Source organism: Streptomyces sp. NPDC004721, assembly GCF_053601495.1.
The window spans coordinates 121,357-136,503 of sequence record NZ_JBSGBZ010000014.1; the positions used below are offsets into that span (position 1 = coordinate 121,357).

Consider the following 15,147-nt stretch of genomic DNA (forward strand, 5'->3'; position numbering starts at 1 on the left):
GGCCTGGCGAAGCAGCGGCTCACGGGGTGACGGCGGCGAGCCGGGCCTCGGCCGCGCGCCAGGCCGCCCCGTCGCCGCCCGGTTCGTACCGCACGAGCGGCTGCGTCCGGGCGAGCAGGGCCCGCATGTCGGCCCGGTCGCCGACGAGCCCGTGCGCCCGGGCCTGCACCAGGATGTTGCCGAGGGCCGCCGCCTCGGCCGGCCCGGCGACCACGGGCAGCCCGCAGGCGTCGGCGGTCAGCCGGCACAACAAGGCGTTGCGGGCGCCACCGCCCACGATGTGCACGACGTCGACGGGACGGTCGGCCAGCCGCTGCGCCTCGGCGACCGCCCGGCGGTGGGCGAGGGCGAGGGAGTCGAGGATGCAGCGGGTGATCTCGGCGGGCGAGCCGGGCACCGGCTGACCGGAGGCCCGGCAGGCCGCCGCGATCCGCTCCGGCATCCGGCCCGGCGCCAGGAAGGCGGCGTCGCCCGCGTCCACGACCGACCGGAGCGCGGGCACCTCGGCAGCCTCCCGCAGCAGCTCGCCCAGGTCCGGGTCGCCCCAGGCCCGTACGCACTCCTGGAGCAGCCACAGCCCCATGATGTTGCGCAGGTGGCGAACCGTGCCGTCGAGCCCCAGCTCATTGGTGAAGTTGGCGGCGCGGCTGTCCTCGGTGAGCACCGGGGCGTCCAGCTCCAGGCCGGCCAGCGACCAGGTGCCCGTGCAGATGTACGCGAACCGTTCCCCGCCGGCGGGCACGGCGGCCACCGCGGACGCCGTGTCGTGCGAGGCGACGGCCGTCACCGGCACCGGCCCGCGCAGCCCGGTCTCCCGCAGCACCTCGGGCCGCAGCACGCCCGCCGGATCCCCGGGCCGGCGCAGCGGCGCGAACAGGTCCAGGTCGATGCCCAGCCGCGCCGCGACCTCGTACGACCAGTCGTGCGTGCGCGGGTCGACGAGCTGGGTGGTCGAGGCGTTGGTGAGCTCGGTGCCCTGCTCGCCCGTGAGCCAGTACGTCAGCAGGTCGGGGAGCAGCAGCAGGCGTCGCGCGGTGGCGAGTTGGGGAGAGGAGCGGGCCGCCGTCAGCTGGTACAGGGTGTTGAAGGGCGCGTCCTGGATGCCGGTCGCCGCGTACAGTTCGGCGGCCGGCATCGTCGCCCGAACCTTCCGCGCCACGCCCTCGGTGCGCGCGTCGCGGTAATGGACGGGATTGCCGAGCAGGGCGCCGTCCGCGTCGAGCAGGCCGTAGTCCACGGCCCAGCCGTCGATGCCGATGGAATCCACCCGGCCCGCCGCCCGCAGCCCGTCCAGCACGCCGGCGTACAGGGCGAGCACGTCCCAGCGCAGCCCTTCGGGAAGCCGCACCGGCCGGTTGGGGAAGCGGTGCGCCTCGGTCAGCTCCAACCGGTCGTGGCCGACCCGGCCGACCATGACCCGGCCGCTGGACGCGCCGAGGTCGACGGCGGCGTACGCCCTCACGTCCGGGCTCATCGCAGGAAGGCGGCCGCGACGCCGGCGTCGACCGGGACGTGCAGCCCCGTGGTGTGGGTCAGTTCCCCGCCGGTCAGCGCGAAGACGGCGTTCGCGACGTGCTCGGGCAGCACCTCCCGCTTGAGCAGCGTCCGTTGGGCGTAGAACTCGCCGAGCTTCTCCTCCGGCACTCCGTACACGGCGGCCCGCTGCGCGCCCCAGCCACCCGCGAAGATTCCGGAGCCGCGTACGACCCCGTCCGGGTTGACCCCGTTGACCCGGATCCCGTGTTCACCCAACTCAGCTGCCAGCAGCCGCACTTGATGCGCCTGGTCGGCCTTGGTGGCCGAGTAGGCGATGTTCTTGGGCCCGGCGAACACGGCGTTCTTGGAAGCGATGTAGACGATGTCACCGCCCAGCCCCTGCGCAGTCATCACCCGCGCCGCTTCCCGCGAGACCAGGAACGATCCGCGCGCCATGATGTCGTGCTGGAGGTCCCAGTCCTCGGCCGAGGTCTCCAGCAACGGCTTGGAGATCGAGATGCCGGCGTTGTTGACGACCAGGTCCACCCCGCCGAACGCGAGCAGCGCCGCCTGGAAGGCCCCCGCGATCTGCTCCTCGTCCGTCACGTCCACCGTCACGGCGACCGCCGTGTCGGGCCCGCCCAGCTCCTCGGCGACGGCGGCGGCGTTGTGAGCGTTCAGATCGGCGACCACGACGCACGCGCCTTCGTCGACGAGCCGCCGAGCGATCGCCCTGCCGATGCCGCTGCCCGCGCCGGTGACGAGCGCGACGCGTGCCGCGAGGGGCTTCGGCGCGGGCATCCGGCGGAGCTTGGCCTCCTCCAGCGCCCAGTACTCGATACGGAACTTCTCCGACTCCTCGATCGGCGCATACGCCGACACGGCCTCCGCGCCCCGCATGACGTTGACGGCGTTGACGTAGAACTCGCCGGCCACCCGGGCCGTCTGCTTGTCCTTGCCGAAGGAGAACATGCCGACGCCCGGCACGAGCACGATCGCCGGGTCCGCGCCGCGCATCGCGGGGGAGTCGGGCAGCGCGTGCCTCTGGTAGTAGGCGGCGTACTCCGCGCGGTACTCGGCGTGCAACTCCTTCAGCCGGGCGATCGCCTGCGCCGGCGGAGCCGCCGGCGGCAGGTCGAGCACGAGCGGCCGGACCTTGGTCCGCAGGAAGTGGTCGGGGCAGGAGGTGCCGAGCGCGGCGAGCCGCGGATGCCCGGCACGGGAGAGGAAGTCGAGCACGACGTGCGCATCGCTGAAGTGCCCGACCTGCGCCCTGTCCCGCGAGGCGAGCGCGCGTACGTGGGGTGCCAGGGCGGCGGCCCGCTTCTTCCGCTCGCCCTCGGGCAGCGCCTCGTACCCCTCGACGACCGCCCCGAACGGCTCGGGCTTCCCGCGTTCGGCGAGGAAGTCCTCGGCGGTGCGGATGATGTGCAGCGAGTTGCGCTCGCACTCCTCGGAGTCCGCGCCCCACGCGGTGATCCCGTGCCCGCCGAGCACACAGCCGATCGCCCGCGGATTGGCTTCCCTGACCGCCGCGATGTCCAGCCCCAGCTGGAACCCGGGCCGCCGCCACGGCACCCACACCACACGGTCCCCGAAGCACTCGGCGGTCAGCTTCTCCCCGTCGGCGGCACAGGCGAGCGCGATACCGGAGTCGGGGTGCAGATGGTCCACGTGCGGGGCGCCGACCAGCCCGTGCATGGCGGTGTCGATGGAGGGCGCCGCCCCTCCCTTGCCGTGCAGGCAGTAGTCGAACGCGGCGACCATCTCGTCCTCGCGCTCGACACCCGGGTAGACGTCCTTCAGCGCCCGCAGCCGGTCCAGCCGCAGCACGGCGAGCCCTGCCTCGGTGAGTGTCCCGAGGTCGCCTCCGGACCCCTTCACCCACATCAGCTCGACGTCACCGCCGGTGACGGGATCGGTGCCGGTGCCCTTCGCGGACGCGTTGCCGCCCGCGTAGTTGGTGTTCCGGGGATCGGTGCCGAGCCGATGGGACCGGGACAGAAGGGCGGCGGCCTCGGGGTGAAGCGACATGGGGGGCTCCATTCAGGAGAGGGGAGGACAAGAAGGGGCGCGGACTGTGCCGATGGGGAACTACGCCCCCCACCCGGCCTGCCGGCCCCCCACCCGATCGGCGACGATCTTCTCCGCCCACCCCGACCGGCGATACGCCGCGAGGGGCTCGGGGTCCAGCCCCATCTCCTCCCGCACCTCACGCAGCAGCGGACGCACGTCCGTGTTGTACGCGTCCATCAGCACGGCGTTGGCCTCGAGCACGTCCCCGGAGCCCTGTGCGGCGGACAACGCGCTCCGGTCCACCAGCAGCGCCTTGGCCGTCGCCTCCTGAACGTTCATCACCGACCGGATGATCGCCGGGATCTTCGCCTCGACGTTGTGACACTGGTCGAGCATGAACGCGACCTCGGACGTGAACCCGCCCCCGCGTACCACCTCGTACATGATCCGGAACAGCTGGAAGGGATCGGCCGCGCCCGCCATCAGGTCGTCGTCGGCGTAGAACCGGGAGTTGAAGTCGAACCCGCCGAGCCGTTCCTCCCGCAGCAGGGTGGCGACGATGAACTCGATGTTCGTGCCCGGGGCGTGGTGCCCGGTGTCCACCACGACCCGCGCCTTCGGTCCCAGCCTCAGGCAGTGCGCGTACGCCGTTCCCCAGTCCGGGACGTCCGTGCTGTAGAAGGCCGGCTCGAAGAGCTTGTACTCCAGCAGCATCCGCTGCCCCTCGCCGAGCCGCTCGTACACCTCGGCCAGCCCCTGAGCCAGCCGGTCCTGCCGTCCCCGCACGTCGTCCTGGCCGGGGTAGTTCGTGCCGTCGGCGAACCAGAGCTTCAGATCGCTCGATCCGGTGGCGTCCATGATGTCGACGCACTCCAGCAGGTGGTCGACCGCCTTGCGCCGTACCGCCGCGTCCGGATGGCAGATACTGCCGAGCCTGTAGTCGTCGTCCTGGAAGGTGTTGGAGTTGATCGCGCCCAGCGTCAGGCCGCGGTCCTCGGCGTGCCGGGCGAGCGGCGCGTAGTCGTCGACCCGGTCCCACGGGATGTGCAGGGCGACGGCCGGCGCGACGCCGGTGACGGCGTGCACCTGGGCCGCGTCGTCCAGCTTCTCCCACGGCGTACGCGGCACGCCCGCCTGCGCGAACACCTTGAAGCGGGTCCCCGAGTTCCCGTACGCCCACGACGGCGTCTCGACGGCCTGGGTCTTGAGGGCGGCCTTCACCGCGGCGAGCTCGGTCACTGCAGGGCTCCTGTGACGTCGGGTCGAAAGTCTGCTGACAGGCCTTGGCGGGTATCTGATCAGCCTCTCGTGAAACGATTCAGGAGTGGAAGTTATGAGTCACCGACGGGGGTGTCAACCCTTCCGGTGTGGGCAGTTCTCCGTAATCCCTTTGTGACCCTCGATCCTGTGATGTTTTCGATCCGCACCCATTGACGTCCCATCGGCTCCTTGCCTAACGTCCCGGCCAACCAAGTTGAAACCTTTCACGACGTGGGGCGGCCCTTCCGTCGGCGTCGTCGAGGAGCCCCCATGACTCACCCGTCCGACACGGGTCCGGCCCCGGTGCTGGCGCTCAGGGACATCTCGAAGTCCTTCGGTGCGGTGCGTGCCCTCAGGAACGTGTCCCTGGAACTGCTTCCGGGAGAGGTGCACGCCCTCGCCGGGGAGAACGGCGCGGGCAAGTCGACCCTCATCAAGACCCTTGCCGGGGTGCACCGGCCCGACGCCGGCCAGGTGCTGCTCGACGGCGAGCCCGTCGTCTTCCACGGCCCCGGCGACGCCCGCGACGCCGGCATCGCCGTGATCTACCAGGAACCGACACTCTTCCCCGACCTGTCGATCGCCGAGAACATCTTCATGAGCCGCAGGCCCCGGCGGGCCCTGGGTCGTATCGACCACAAGGCCACCCACGAGGCCACCCGCGCCCTGATGGGGCGCCTCGGTGTCGACCTCGACCCCGACCGTCCCGCACGCGGACTGTCCATCGCCGACCAGCAGATCGTCGAGATCGCCAAGGCGCTCTCCTTCGACGCCCGCGTCCTGATCATGGACGAGCCGACCGCGGCCCTGACCGGCAGCGAGGTCGCCCGCCTCTTCAACGTCGTGCGCGCCCTGCGCGACCAGGGAGCCGCGGTGCTGTTCATCTCGCACCGCCTGGAGGAGATCTTCGAGATCTGCCGGCGGGTGACGACCCTGCGCGACGGCGCCTGGATCGCCACCGAGCCGCTGGACGGCATGACCGAGGACGACCTCGTGCGGCGCATGGTCGGCCGCGACCTCGACGAGCTCTACCCCAAGCAGGACGTGGCACCGGGTGATGTCGCGCTCAGCGTGCGCCGCCTGACCCGCGAGGGCGTCTTCACCGATGTCTCCTTCGACGTGCGGCGCGGCGAGATCGTGGGCCTCGCCGGGCTGGTCGGCGCCGGGCGCACGGAGGTCGCCCGCGCCGTCTTCGGCATCGACCGCTGGGACGCCGGCGAGGTCGAGGTCGACGGACGCCGGCTCACCAAGGGCGCCCCGTCCACCGCGATGGCCGCCGGTCTCGCCCTGGTCCCCGAGGACCGGCGCGCCCAGGGCTTGGTGATGAACATGTCCATCGAGCGCAACATCGGCCTCACCGGGCTCCGTACGACCGTGAGGGCCGGCCTGATGGACCGCGGCGCGGAACGCAGCCGCTCCCTGGACTGGGCCGTCAGACTCCGGGTCAAGTACGCGCGGATCGCCGACACCGTCTCCACGCTCTCCGGCGGCAACCAGCAGAAGGTCGTCCTCGCCAAGTGGCTCGCCACCGGCCCCAAGGTGCTCATCGTCGACGAGCCGACCCGCGGCATCGACGTCGGCACCAAGGCCGAGGTGCACCGGCTGCTCAGCCAACTGGCCGCCGACGGGGTCGCCGTCCTGATGATCTCCTCCGACCTGCCCGAGATCCTCGGCATGGCCGACCGTGTGCTCGTGATGCACGAGGGCCGGCTGACCGCCGAGATCCCCCGCTCCGACGCCACCGAGGAAACCGTGATGGCCGCAGCCACGGGGAGGGCCGCGTGACCGCGACCGCCCCCAAGCCCGCCTCCGCCGCCGACGCGCACCGATCCAGTGGCACCCGGCTGGTCGACCGCGTGTTCAAGATGCGCGAGCTCGCCATCCTGGTCGTCTTCCTGGCGCTGATCGCCGTCGGCCAGGCGGGCAACAGCGAATTCCTGTCCGAGCAGGGCGTCAAGGACCTGCTGCTGAACGCGACCATCCTGGTGCTGGTCGCCACCGGCCAGTCCCTGGTCGTCATCACTCGCAACGTCGACCTGTCGGTCGGCTCCACGCTCGGCATCAGCGCCTTCGCCGCCGGCACCTGCCTGCAGGGCGGCGGCAACCCCGTGGTGGCCGTGATCCTGGCGGTGCTCCTCGGTACCGGCTTCGGCCTGCTGAACGGGCTTCTCGTCAGCCTCGGCCAGGTGCCCGCGCTCGTCGTCACCCTCGGCACCCTCTACATCATCCGCGGCATCGACTCCGTCTGGGTCGGCTCCCGCCAGATCACCGCGGCCGATCTGCCCGGCGGGTTCGTCGACTTCGGCTCCGGCGGGATCGGGACGGTGCCGTACCTGGCGCTGATCGCCCTCGCGGTCCTGGTGGCGACGGCGTACTACCTCAAGCACTACGGCAGCGGCCGCGAACTGTACGCGCTCGGCTCCAACCCGGAGGCCGCCCGGCTCGCCGGCATCCCGGTGCGCAAGCGCGTCCTGGCCGCCTACACCTTCTGCGGCGGCCTCGCCGGTCTGGCCGGGGCGATGTACCTGGCCCGGTTCGGCAACGTCGACTCCGGCACCGGCAGCGGATACGAACTCACCGTCGTCAGCGCGGTCGTGGTCGGCGGCGTGGTCTTCACCGGCGGCTCCGGCAGCGTGTACGGAGCGGCCCTCGGCGCCCTGCTGCTGACCTCCGTCAACAGTGTGCTGCCCGCCCTCGGCGTCAGCTCCGTCTGGGTGCTGGCGATCAACGGCCTGCTGCTCCTGCTCGCCATCGCGGTCGACCGCGTCGTCGCGCTGCGCGTGGCGTCGGCCCTGAAGAAGAGGAACGCCCGCCATGGCTGACTTCGACCTCTCCCGTGCCGTGCGCTGGGACACCGTCGTCGGTGCCCTGCTCGTCGTGGTCCTGCTGCTCTCCTTCGGCTTCGTCGACGGCTTCGGCAACGCCCTCAACCTGTCGTTCCTGATCGGCAACACCCTGCCGATCGCGCTGATCGCCCTGCCGATGACCCTCCTCGTGGTCTCCGGTGAGATCGACCTGTCGGTGGCCTCCACCGCCGGTCTGTCCGGCGCGGTGATGGGTGCCCTGTGGAACCAGGGCATGGCGATCGAGACGATCATCCCGCTGTGCCTGCTGCTCGGCGCGGTGTGCGGCCTGGTCAACGGCCTGCTGGTGACCAGGCTCGGACTGCCGTCCCTCGCGGTGACCATCGGCACCCTCGCCGCCTACCGGGGCATAGCGCAGATCGTGCTCGGTTCCGACGCGGTGACCGACTTCCCCACCCCGTACCTGGACTTCGCGGCCGGACGCGTCGGGAACACCTTCCTGCCGCAGGCGTTCCTGCCCTTCCTGCTCCTGCTGGCGATCGCCGTGGTCACCCTGCACGCCACGCCCTTCGGACGATCGCTGTTCGCGATCGGTGCCAGTGAGGAGGCGGCCCGGTTCGCCGGCATCCGGGTCAAGCGCGACAAGCTGGCCCTGTTCGTCGCCACCGGCCTCATGTCCGCCCTGACCGGCGTCTTCTGGGCCCTGCACTACGCCAGCGCCCGCTACGACAACGCCACCGGGCTGGAACTCTCCGTCGTCGCGGCGGTGTTGCTCGGCGGCATCGACTTCGACGGCGGGAAGGGCACACTCGGCGGCGCCGTCGCCGGGGTCTTCCTGCTGGGCGCGTCGCAGAACGTGATGAGCCTGCTGAACGTCTCCGCCCAGTCGCAGATCGTCGTCACCGGAGCCCTGCTCGTCGTCTCCGTCCTCGGCCCGCGGGTCGCACGCCAGGTCTCCGTCGCCAGGGGTCGGCGCCGGGCCTCCCCGGCGCCCGAGTCCAAGGCGCCCGCCCCGACTTCGTAAACCGCTCCGCCCACCTCGCCACCCTCGTAAAGGACGTTCACCATGCGCAAGCCGACGATCCGCCGCACCTGCGCGGCCCTCGCCGCCGCGACCTCCCTCGCCCTGGCCGCCACCTCCTGCGGCGGCACCACCAAGAACGACGTCGGCAAGGACGGCGGCGCGGCCGCCTCCCCGGCCGGCAAGGCCGACCCGAACGCCCCGACCAAGAAGGGCCTGACCGTCGGCTTCCTGCCCAAGCAGGTCAACAACCCCTACTTCACCTCCGCCGACAACGGCGGCAGGAAGGCCCTGGAGGAACTGGGTGAGAAGTACAAGGAGGTCGGACCGTCCAGCGCCACCGACACCTCCGGCCAGGTCTCCTACGTCAACACCCTCACCCAGCAGCAGGTCGACGCGATGGCCGTGTCCGCGCAGGACCCCGGCGCCCTGTGCACCGCGCTGAAGCAGGCCATGAAGAACGGCATCAAGGTCGTCACCTACGACTCCGACACCAAGCCGGACTGCCGCAACGCCTTCGTCTCGCAGGCGTCCGCCGAGGACCTCGGCCGCACCGAGGTGCAACTGCTCGCGGAGCAGATCGGCTACAAGGGCGAGATCGCGATCCTGTCCGCCGCGCAGACCGCGACGAACCAGAACACCTGGATCGACTACATGAAGCAGGAGCTGACGGACCCCAAGTACAAGGACGTCAAGCTGGTCAAGATCGCCTACGGCAACGACGACGCGCAGGCGTCCTTCCAGCAGACCCAGGGTCTGCTCCAGCAGTACCCGAACCTGAAGGGGATCATCTCCCCGACCACCGTCGGCATCAAGGCCGCCGCCCAGTACCTGTCCGGCTCCAAGTACAAGGGCAAGGTCAGGCTGACCGGCCTCGGCACCCCCAACGACATGCGCAAGTACGTCAAGAACGGCACCGTCGAGGCCTTCGAGCTGTGGGACCCGGCCAAGCTCGGCGAGCTGGCCGCGTACACCGCGGTCGCCCTCTCCTCCGGGCAGATCACCGGCAAGGAGGGCGAGACCTTCAAGGCCGGCGCCATGGGGTCGTACACCATCGGCAAGGACGGTCTGATCAACCTCGGCAAGCCGACCGTCTTCGACGCGAAGAACATCGACGAGTTCGACTTCTAGCGTCCGGGCGGCAGCCGCCCGGACGAGGAGACGAAGCCCCTCGGCGAGGTCCTCCACCTCGCCCGACCCGCATCCGACCCCCCTCTGATCCGCTCAGATGTGCGGTGCCATGACGGTAATGTGAAAGCCCGCCCGCCGCCCCTCGCATCCCTGGAGGTTTCCGCCCGATGGCCCCATCGGTGGGTATCAAGGACGTCGCACGCGCCGCCGGTGTCTCCGTGGGCACGGTCTCGAACGTCATCAACCGTCCGGAGACCGTCGCCACCGAGACCCGGGTCCGGGTGCAGTCCGCGATCGACCGGCTCGGCTACGTCCGCAGCGAGTCCGCGCGGCAGCTGCGCGCGGGCCGCAGCCGGATCATGGGGCTGCTCGTCCTCGACATGGGCAACCCCTTCTTCGTGGACGTCGCCCGGGGCGCCGAGCGGGCGGCCCGCGCGGCCGGGCTCGGCGTGATGGTCTGCAACAGCGCGCAGAGCCCGGGGGAGGAGGCCGAGTACCTGTCCCTCTTCGCCGAACAGCGGGTGCGCGGCGTCCTGCTCACCCCGGCCGACGCCACCGGCCGCAACATCGCGGCCTTCCGCCGCCACGGCATCCCCTTCGTGCTGGTCGACCGGGTCGCCGAGGGCGCCACCGAGTGCTCGGTCTCCATGGACGACGTGGCGGGCGGGGCGCTCGCGGTACGGCACCTGGTGGACGCGGGGCACCGCTCCCTCGCGTACGTCAGCGGCCCGCCCGGCCTGAACCAGGTCCGCGACCGCCGCACCGGCGCCCTGAACGCGCTCGCCGAGGCCGGTCTCGGCCCCGACGCGCTGCGCGAGTTGCCCACCGAGCGTCTGGACGTGGCCGCCGGACGGGACGCGGGCGCCCGCCTCCTCGGCCTCGCCGACCGGCCCACGGCCGTCTTCTGCGCCAACGACCTGCTCGCCCTCGGTGTGCTGCAGGCCATGTACGCGGCCGGGATCCGCGTCCCCGACGACCTCGCCATCGTCGGCTACGACGACATCGAGTTCGCCGCCGCCGCGGCCGTGCCGCTCACTTCGGTCCGCCAGCCCGCGGTCACCATGGGCGCCCTGGCGGCGGAGCTGCTGCTGGAGGAGACCGAGGCGCCGGGGGCGCGGGCGGCGCACGAGCACCGGCGGGTGGTGCTCCAGCCGGAGCTGGTGGTGCGCAGCTCCAGCCTGCCCGGGCGCCCACCGGCCACCTAGTGACGCGTCCACCGCGCATGCGGTACGAATTCCTGATCCCCGTGGTCAGGCGGCGGAGGAACATGTGCTGAACTGGGACGCGGCCGTAAACCCTCCGTCCCGGGAGAACCCTTGACCGTCAGCTACCGCCACCCCGGCGTCGTCCTCACCGACCGCACCTTCACCGTGCCGCTCGACCACGACGACCCGGCTGGGGAGACGATCGAGCTCTACGCACGTGAGGCCGTCGCACGGGACAAGGCCGACAGGGACCTCCCGTGGCTGGTCTACCTCCAGGGCGGTCCCGGCTTCGGGGCGAACCGTTTCATCGGACGGCAGGCCTGGTTCGGCCGGGCCCTGGAGGACTACCGGGTCCTGCTCCTCGACCAGCGTGGCACCGGCCACTCCACGCCCGCCAACCGCCAGACCCTGCCGCTGCGCGGCGGCGCCGCCGAACAGGCCGACTACCTCACGCACTTCCGCGCCGACTCGATCGTCCGCGACTGCGAGGCGATCCGTCCCGAGGTGACCGGTGGCGCGCCCTGGACCGTCCTCGGGCAGAGCTTCGGTGGCTTCTGCACCGTGAACTACCTGTCGACGTACCCCGAGGGCATGGCCGCCGCCCTGATCACCGGCGGACTGCCCTCGCTCGACGCCCACGCCGACGACGTCTACCGGGCCGCCTACCCGCGCATCGAGCGCAAGGTCGCCGCCCACTACGCCCGCTACCCGCAGGACGTCGACCGCGCCCGCCGCATCGCCGACCATCTGCTCACCCACGACGTGGTGCTCCCGAACGGCTACCGGCTGACCGTCGAGGCCTTCCAGTCGCTCGGCATCATGCTCGGCGGCGGCGACGGCAGCCACCGCCTCCACTTCCTCCTGGAGCACGCCTTCGTCCGCACCCCGAACGGCCCGGAACTGTCCGACGCCTTCCAGGAAGAGGTCCAGGGCCTGCTGTCGTACGCAGGCCACCCGCTGTACGCCCTCGTCCACGAGGCGATCTACGGCCAGGGCACCCGCCCCACCGCCTGGTCGGCCGAGCGGGTCCGCGCGGAGTTCCCGCAGTTCGACGCCGCCAAGGCCCTCGCCGGGGACGGGCCGGTGCTGTTCACCGGCGAGACCGTGCACCCCTGGATGTTCGACTGCGACCCGGCGCTGCGTCCGCTGCGCGAGACCGCCGACCTGCTCGCCGCCCGCACCGACTGGCAGCCCCTGTACGACCCCGCCCGCCTGGCCGCCAACGAGGTACCGGTCGCCGCGGCCGTCTACCACGACGACATGTACGTCGACACCGCCCACGCCCTCGGCACCGCCCGCGCGATCCGCGGCCTGCGCACCTGGGTCACCGACGAGTTCGAGCACGACGGCGTCCGGGCCGGCGGGCCCCGCGTCCTGGACCGGCTGCTCGGGCTCGTCCCCGGCGACGTGTGACGCCGGCGGCACCGGCCGGTCCGCGTCCGTGACACCGAGGCCTAGGATGCTCGGGACGTACGGGGGAACGGGGTGGGAAGGACATGTCCGGCATGGCTGACGAGGAAGCCCTGGCACGGAGCTTCGAGGAGCACCGCGGACAACTGCGGTCGGTGGCCTACCGCATGCTCGGCTCGGTGCCCGAGGCCGAGGACGCCGTCCAGGAGACCTGGCTGAAGCTCACCCGCACGGACACCGGCGCCATCCGGAACCTCGGCGCCTGGCTCACCACCGTGACCGGCCGGGTCTGCCTCGACCTGCTGCGAGCGCGCAACGCCCGCCGCGAGGAGCCGATCGACGACACCTTCGTGCCGGACCCCTTGATCCGGCCCCTGACACCGACCGACCCGGAGCAGGAGGCGGTCCGGGCCGACTCGGTGGGGCTCGCCCTGCTCGTCGTCCTGGAGACGCTTCAGCCCGACGAGCGGCTGGCGTTCGTGCTCCACGACCTGTTCGCGGTGCCCTTCGACGACATCGCGCCGATCGTGGAGCGCAGTGCCGCGGCGACCCGGCAGCTCGTCAGCCGCGCCCGCCGCCGGGTGCAGGGCGCCACCCCGTCCGCCGAGGCCGACCTCGCGCGGCAGAAGCGGGTGCTCGACGCCTTCCTCGCCGCCTCGCGCGGCGGCGACTTCGAGGCGCTGGTGGCCGTCCTGCACCCGGACGTGGTGCTGCGGGTCGATGCCGGCGCGCTCGTCCGGGGCGCGGCCGCCTCCAAGGTGGTCCACGGGGCCAGGACGGTGGCCGCCCAGGCCCTCACCTTCGCGCAGTACGCCGGGACGGCCCGCCTGGTGCTGGTCAACGGCTCGGTCGGGGTGGCCAACGCCCCCGAGGGCGGGCCGCGTTCGGTCATGGGCGTCGTCGTCGCCGGCGGCCGGATCACCCACCTCTACATCCTGGCCGACCCCGAACGGCTCGGGCACCTGGACCTGGCCGCCGCGCAGGAGGACTGAGCGGTCCCGGACCGGGAATTCGGTTGCCCGGCGGGCGACGGCCCTGACAGGGTCGTCGCCATGCCCGGCTACCGCGCGTACGACGCGACGACACTCGCCTACCGCGTCCTCGGAGAGGGCCCTCCGGTGATCTGCCTGCCCGGCGGACCCATGCGGGCCTCGGACTACCTCGGCGACCTCGGCGGACTGTCCGCGCACCGGCGGCTGGTGCTGCCGGATCTGCGGGGCACCGGAGGATCGGCGGTCCCGCGGGACCTCGCGAGCTACCGCTGCGACCGGCTCGTCGGCGATGTCGAGGCGCTGCGCGAGCATCTGGGCGTGGAACGCGTGGACGTGCTCGCGCACTCCGCGGGCGCCAACCTGGCGGCGCTGTACGCGGCCCGCCACCCCGAACGCGTCGGCAGACTGGCGCTGATCACGCCGAGCGTCCTGGCCGTGGGCATCGAGGTCACCGGGGAGGTCCGGTGCGAGACGGCGCGGCGGCGCGAGGACGAGCCGTGGTTCGCGGCGGCGTACGCGGCGCTGGAGGAGATCACGGCGGGCCGGGCGACGGACGCCCACTGGCAGGCGGTCGCCCCGCTCCGCCACGGCCGCTGGGACGCGGCGGCCCGGGCCTTCGACGCCGCCGACGCCGAGCAGAAGAACGGCGAGGCCGCGGCCGCGTACGCCGCCGACGGCGCCTTCGACCCGGACGCCACCCGGGCGGCGCTCGCCCGGTTCACCGCCCCGGTGCTCGTGCTCGCCGGTGAGGTCGACCCGAACTCGCCTCCCGCCGCCATGGCCGAGTACGCCGGGCTCTTCCCGCACGCCGAACTGGTCGTCCAGCCCGGCGCGGGGCACTACCCGTGGCTCGACGACGCCGGCCGGTTCGTGGCGGCCACCGCCGCCTTCCTGCGGTGAGCCGCCCGTCCGGGCCCCGCACCCCGAGTTCAGTAGGTTGAACCTCATGCAAGATCGGAAAGACCCTCCGCACGACCGGAGCGGACTGCGCGGCGACTGCGCGCGGTGCTTCGGGCTCTGCTGTGTCGCGCTGCCCTTCGCCGCCTCCGCGGACTTCGCCCTGGACAAGCCCGCGGGGAAGCCGTGCCCGAACCTCCGGGACGACCACCGGTGCGGCATCCACACGCGGCTCCGGCAGCGGGGTTTCACCGGGTGCACGGTCTACGACTGCTTCGGAGCGGGGCAGAAGGTCTCGCAGGTCGTCTTCGGCGGACGGGACTGGCGCACGGGGTCCGCGGAGGACGCCCGGCGGATGTTCGAGGTGTTCCCGGTGGTGCGGCAGCTGCACGAGCTGCTGTGGTACGTGACCGAGGCGCTCTCCCTCAGCGCCGCCCGCCCGGTGCACGGCGAACTGCGCCGGGCGCTGGAGCGTACCGAGCACCTCACCCTCCTGCCGCCCGGGGAACTGGCCGCGCTGGACGTCGGCGCGCACCGCCAGGAGGTCAACGTCCTGCTGCTGCGCACCAGCGAGCTGGCGCGGGCCGGAGTACGGCGCGGGAAGAGCAGGCCGAAGGACCGGCGGGGCGCGGACCTGGTCGGGGCCCGGCTGAAGGGCGCGGACCTGCGCGGGGCCAGTCTCCGCGGCGCCTGCCTGATCGCCGCGGACCTCACCGGAGCCGATCTGCGGGACGCGGACCTGATAGGCGCCGACCTGCGGAACGCGAATCTGGCCGACGCCGATCTGACCGGCGCGATCTTCCTCACCCAGCCGCAGGTCGACGCGGCGCGGGGCAGCGCCGGCACCCGGCTGCCCGGATCGGTCTCCCGTCCCGCGCACTGGACGGCGCGGAGCTGACCCGCCGCCGTCCCGCAACGGCGCCCGGTCCGCCGGT

12 protein-coding genes are annotated in these 15,147 nt (G+C 72.3%); 9 read left to right on the forward strand and 3 right to left on the reverse strand.

Annotated features, from left to right (window positions below):
* Positions 1-19: 19 nt before the first annotated feature.
* Genes ACWEK3_RS15655 through rhaI form a run of 3 tightly spaced genes read right to left on the reverse strand, consistent with a single transcriptional unit; the run spans position 20 to position 4,731 of the window.
* Positions 20-1,474 (reverse strand): rhamnulokinase, encoded by a 1,455-nt coding sequence (locus ACWEK3_RS15655; protein WP_450541900.1) that lies wholly within the window; start codon positions 1,472-1,474, stop codon positions 20-22.
* Entirely contained in the window at positions 1,471-3,510 is a 2,040-nt protein-coding gene (locus ACWEK3_RS15660; protein ID WP_453249885.1) for a bifunctional aldolase/short-chain dehydrogenase, read from the reverse strand. Before ACWEK3_RS15660 ends, ACWEK3_RS15655 begins: the two co-directional genes overlap by 4 nt.
* A gap of 60 nt (positions 3,511-3,570) precedes the next feature.
* Positions 3,571-4,731 (reverse strand): L-rhamnose isomerase, encoded by a 1,161-nt coding sequence (gene rhaI / locus ACWEK3_RS15665; RefSeq protein WP_450541904.1) that lies wholly within the window; start codon positions 4,729-4,731, stop codon positions 3,571-3,573.
* A gap of 291 nt (positions 4,732-5,022) precedes the next feature.
* Between rhaI and ACWEK3_RS15670 the strand changes: the two genes are divergently transcribed.
* The 9 genes from ACWEK3_RS15670 (at position 5,023) to ACWEK3_RS15710 (ending at position 15,110) form a co-directional block, all read left to right on the forward strand.
* On the forward strand, positions 5,023-6,537 hold the full coding sequence (locus ACWEK3_RS15670; RefSeq protein WP_450541906.1) for a sugar ABC transporter ATP-binding protein: 1,515 nt from the start codon (positions 5,023-5,025) through the stop codon (positions 6,535-6,537).
* Positions 6,534-7,574, forward strand: coding sequence for an ABC transporter permease (locus tag ACWEK3_RS15675; RefSeq protein ID WP_453249886.1), 1,041 nt, complete (start codon positions 6,534-6,536; stop codon positions 7,572-7,574). The genes ACWEK3_RS15670 and ACWEK3_RS15675 overlap by 4 nt, the downstream gene beginning before the upstream one ends.
* Positions 7,567-8,580: an ABC transporter permease gene (locus tag ACWEK3_RS15680; protein WP_450541910.1), complete on the forward strand. Its 1,014-nt coding sequence runs from the start codon at positions 7,567-7,569 to the stop codon at positions 8,578-8,580. Before ACWEK3_RS15675 ends, ACWEK3_RS15680 begins: the two co-directional genes overlap by 8 nt.
* A 42-nt stretch (positions 8,581-8,622) precedes the next feature.
* A complete protein-coding gene (gene rhaS, locus ACWEK3_RS15685; protein ID WP_453249887.1) occupies positions 8,623-9,708 on the forward strand; it encodes a rhamnose ABC transporter substrate-binding protein in 1,086 nt (361 codons plus the stop codon).
* Positions 9,709-9,875: 167 nt separating this feature from the next.
* Positions 9,876-10,913: a LacI family DNA-binding transcriptional regulator gene (locus tag ACWEK3_RS15690; protein WP_453249888.1), complete on the forward strand. Its 1,038-nt coding sequence runs from the start codon at positions 9,876-9,878 to the stop codon at positions 10,911-10,913.
* A gap of 111 nt (positions 10,914-11,024) precedes the next feature.
* Positions 11,025-12,326, forward strand: coding sequence for an alpha/beta fold hydrolase (locus ACWEK3_RS15695; protein ID WP_453249889.1), 1,302 nt, complete (start codon positions 11,025-11,027; stop codon positions 12,324-12,326).
* Between the two features lie 92 nt (positions 12,327-12,418).
* Positions 12,419-13,315, forward strand: coding sequence for an RNA polymerase sigma factor SigJ (gene sigJ, locus ACWEK3_RS15700; protein WP_453249890.1), 897 nt, complete (start codon positions 12,419-12,421; stop codon positions 13,313-13,315).
* Positions 13,316-13,375: 60 nt separating this feature from the next.
* Complete coding sequence (locus ACWEK3_RS15705) at positions 13,376-14,215, forward strand: alpha/beta fold hydrolase (RefSeq protein WP_450541918.1); 840 nt, start codon at positions 13,376-13,378, stop codon at positions 14,213-14,215.
* 46 nt (positions 14,216-14,261) lie between these two features.
* Positions 14,262-15,110, forward strand: a complete 849-nt coding sequence (locus tag ACWEK3_RS15710; protein WP_450541920.1) for a pentapeptide repeat-containing protein — start codon at positions 14,262-14,264, stop codon at positions 15,108-15,110.
* Positions 15,111-15,147: the final 37 nt, after the last annotated feature.

Excerpts from the sequence above, each read along its gene's own strand:
- ACWEK3_RS15710 (WP_450541920.1), top strand. The coding sequence starts at position 14,262 with ATGCAAGATCGGAAAGACCCTCCGCACGACCGGAGCGGACTGCGCGGC.
- rhaS (WP_453249887.1), top strand. The coding sequence starts at position 8,623 with ATGCGCAAGCCGACGATCCGCCGCACCTGCGCGGCCCTCGCCGCCGCG.
- ACWEK3_RS15660 (WP_453249885.1), bottom strand. The coding sequence starts at position 3,510 with ATGTCGCTTCACCCCGAGGCCGCCGCCCTTCTGTCCCGGTCCCATCGG.
- sigJ (WP_453249890.1), top strand. The coding sequence starts at position 12,419 with ATGGCTGACGAGGAAGCCCTGGCACGGAGCTTCGAGGAGCACCGCGGA.
- ACWEK3_RS15690 (WP_453249888.1), top strand. The coding sequence starts at position 9,876 with ATGGCCCCATCGGTGGGTATCAAGGACGTCGCACGCGCCGCCGGTGTC.
- ACWEK3_RS15705 (WP_450541918.1), top strand. The coding sequence starts at position 13,376 with ATGCCCGGCTACCGCGCGTACGACGCGACGACACTCGCCTACCGCGTC.
- ACWEK3_RS15670 (WP_450541906.1), top strand. The coding sequence starts at position 5,023 with ATGACTCACCCGTCCGACACGGGTCCGGCCCCGGTGCTGGCGCTCAGG.
- ACWEK3_RS15680 (WP_450541910.1), top strand. The coding sequence starts at position 7,567 with ATGGCTGACTTCGACCTCTCCCGTGCCGTGCGCTGGGACACCGTCGTC.
- ACWEK3_RS15655 (WP_450541900.1), bottom strand. The coding sequence starts at position 1,474 with ATGAGCCCGGACGTGAGGGCGTACGCCGCCGTCGACCTCGGCGCGTCC.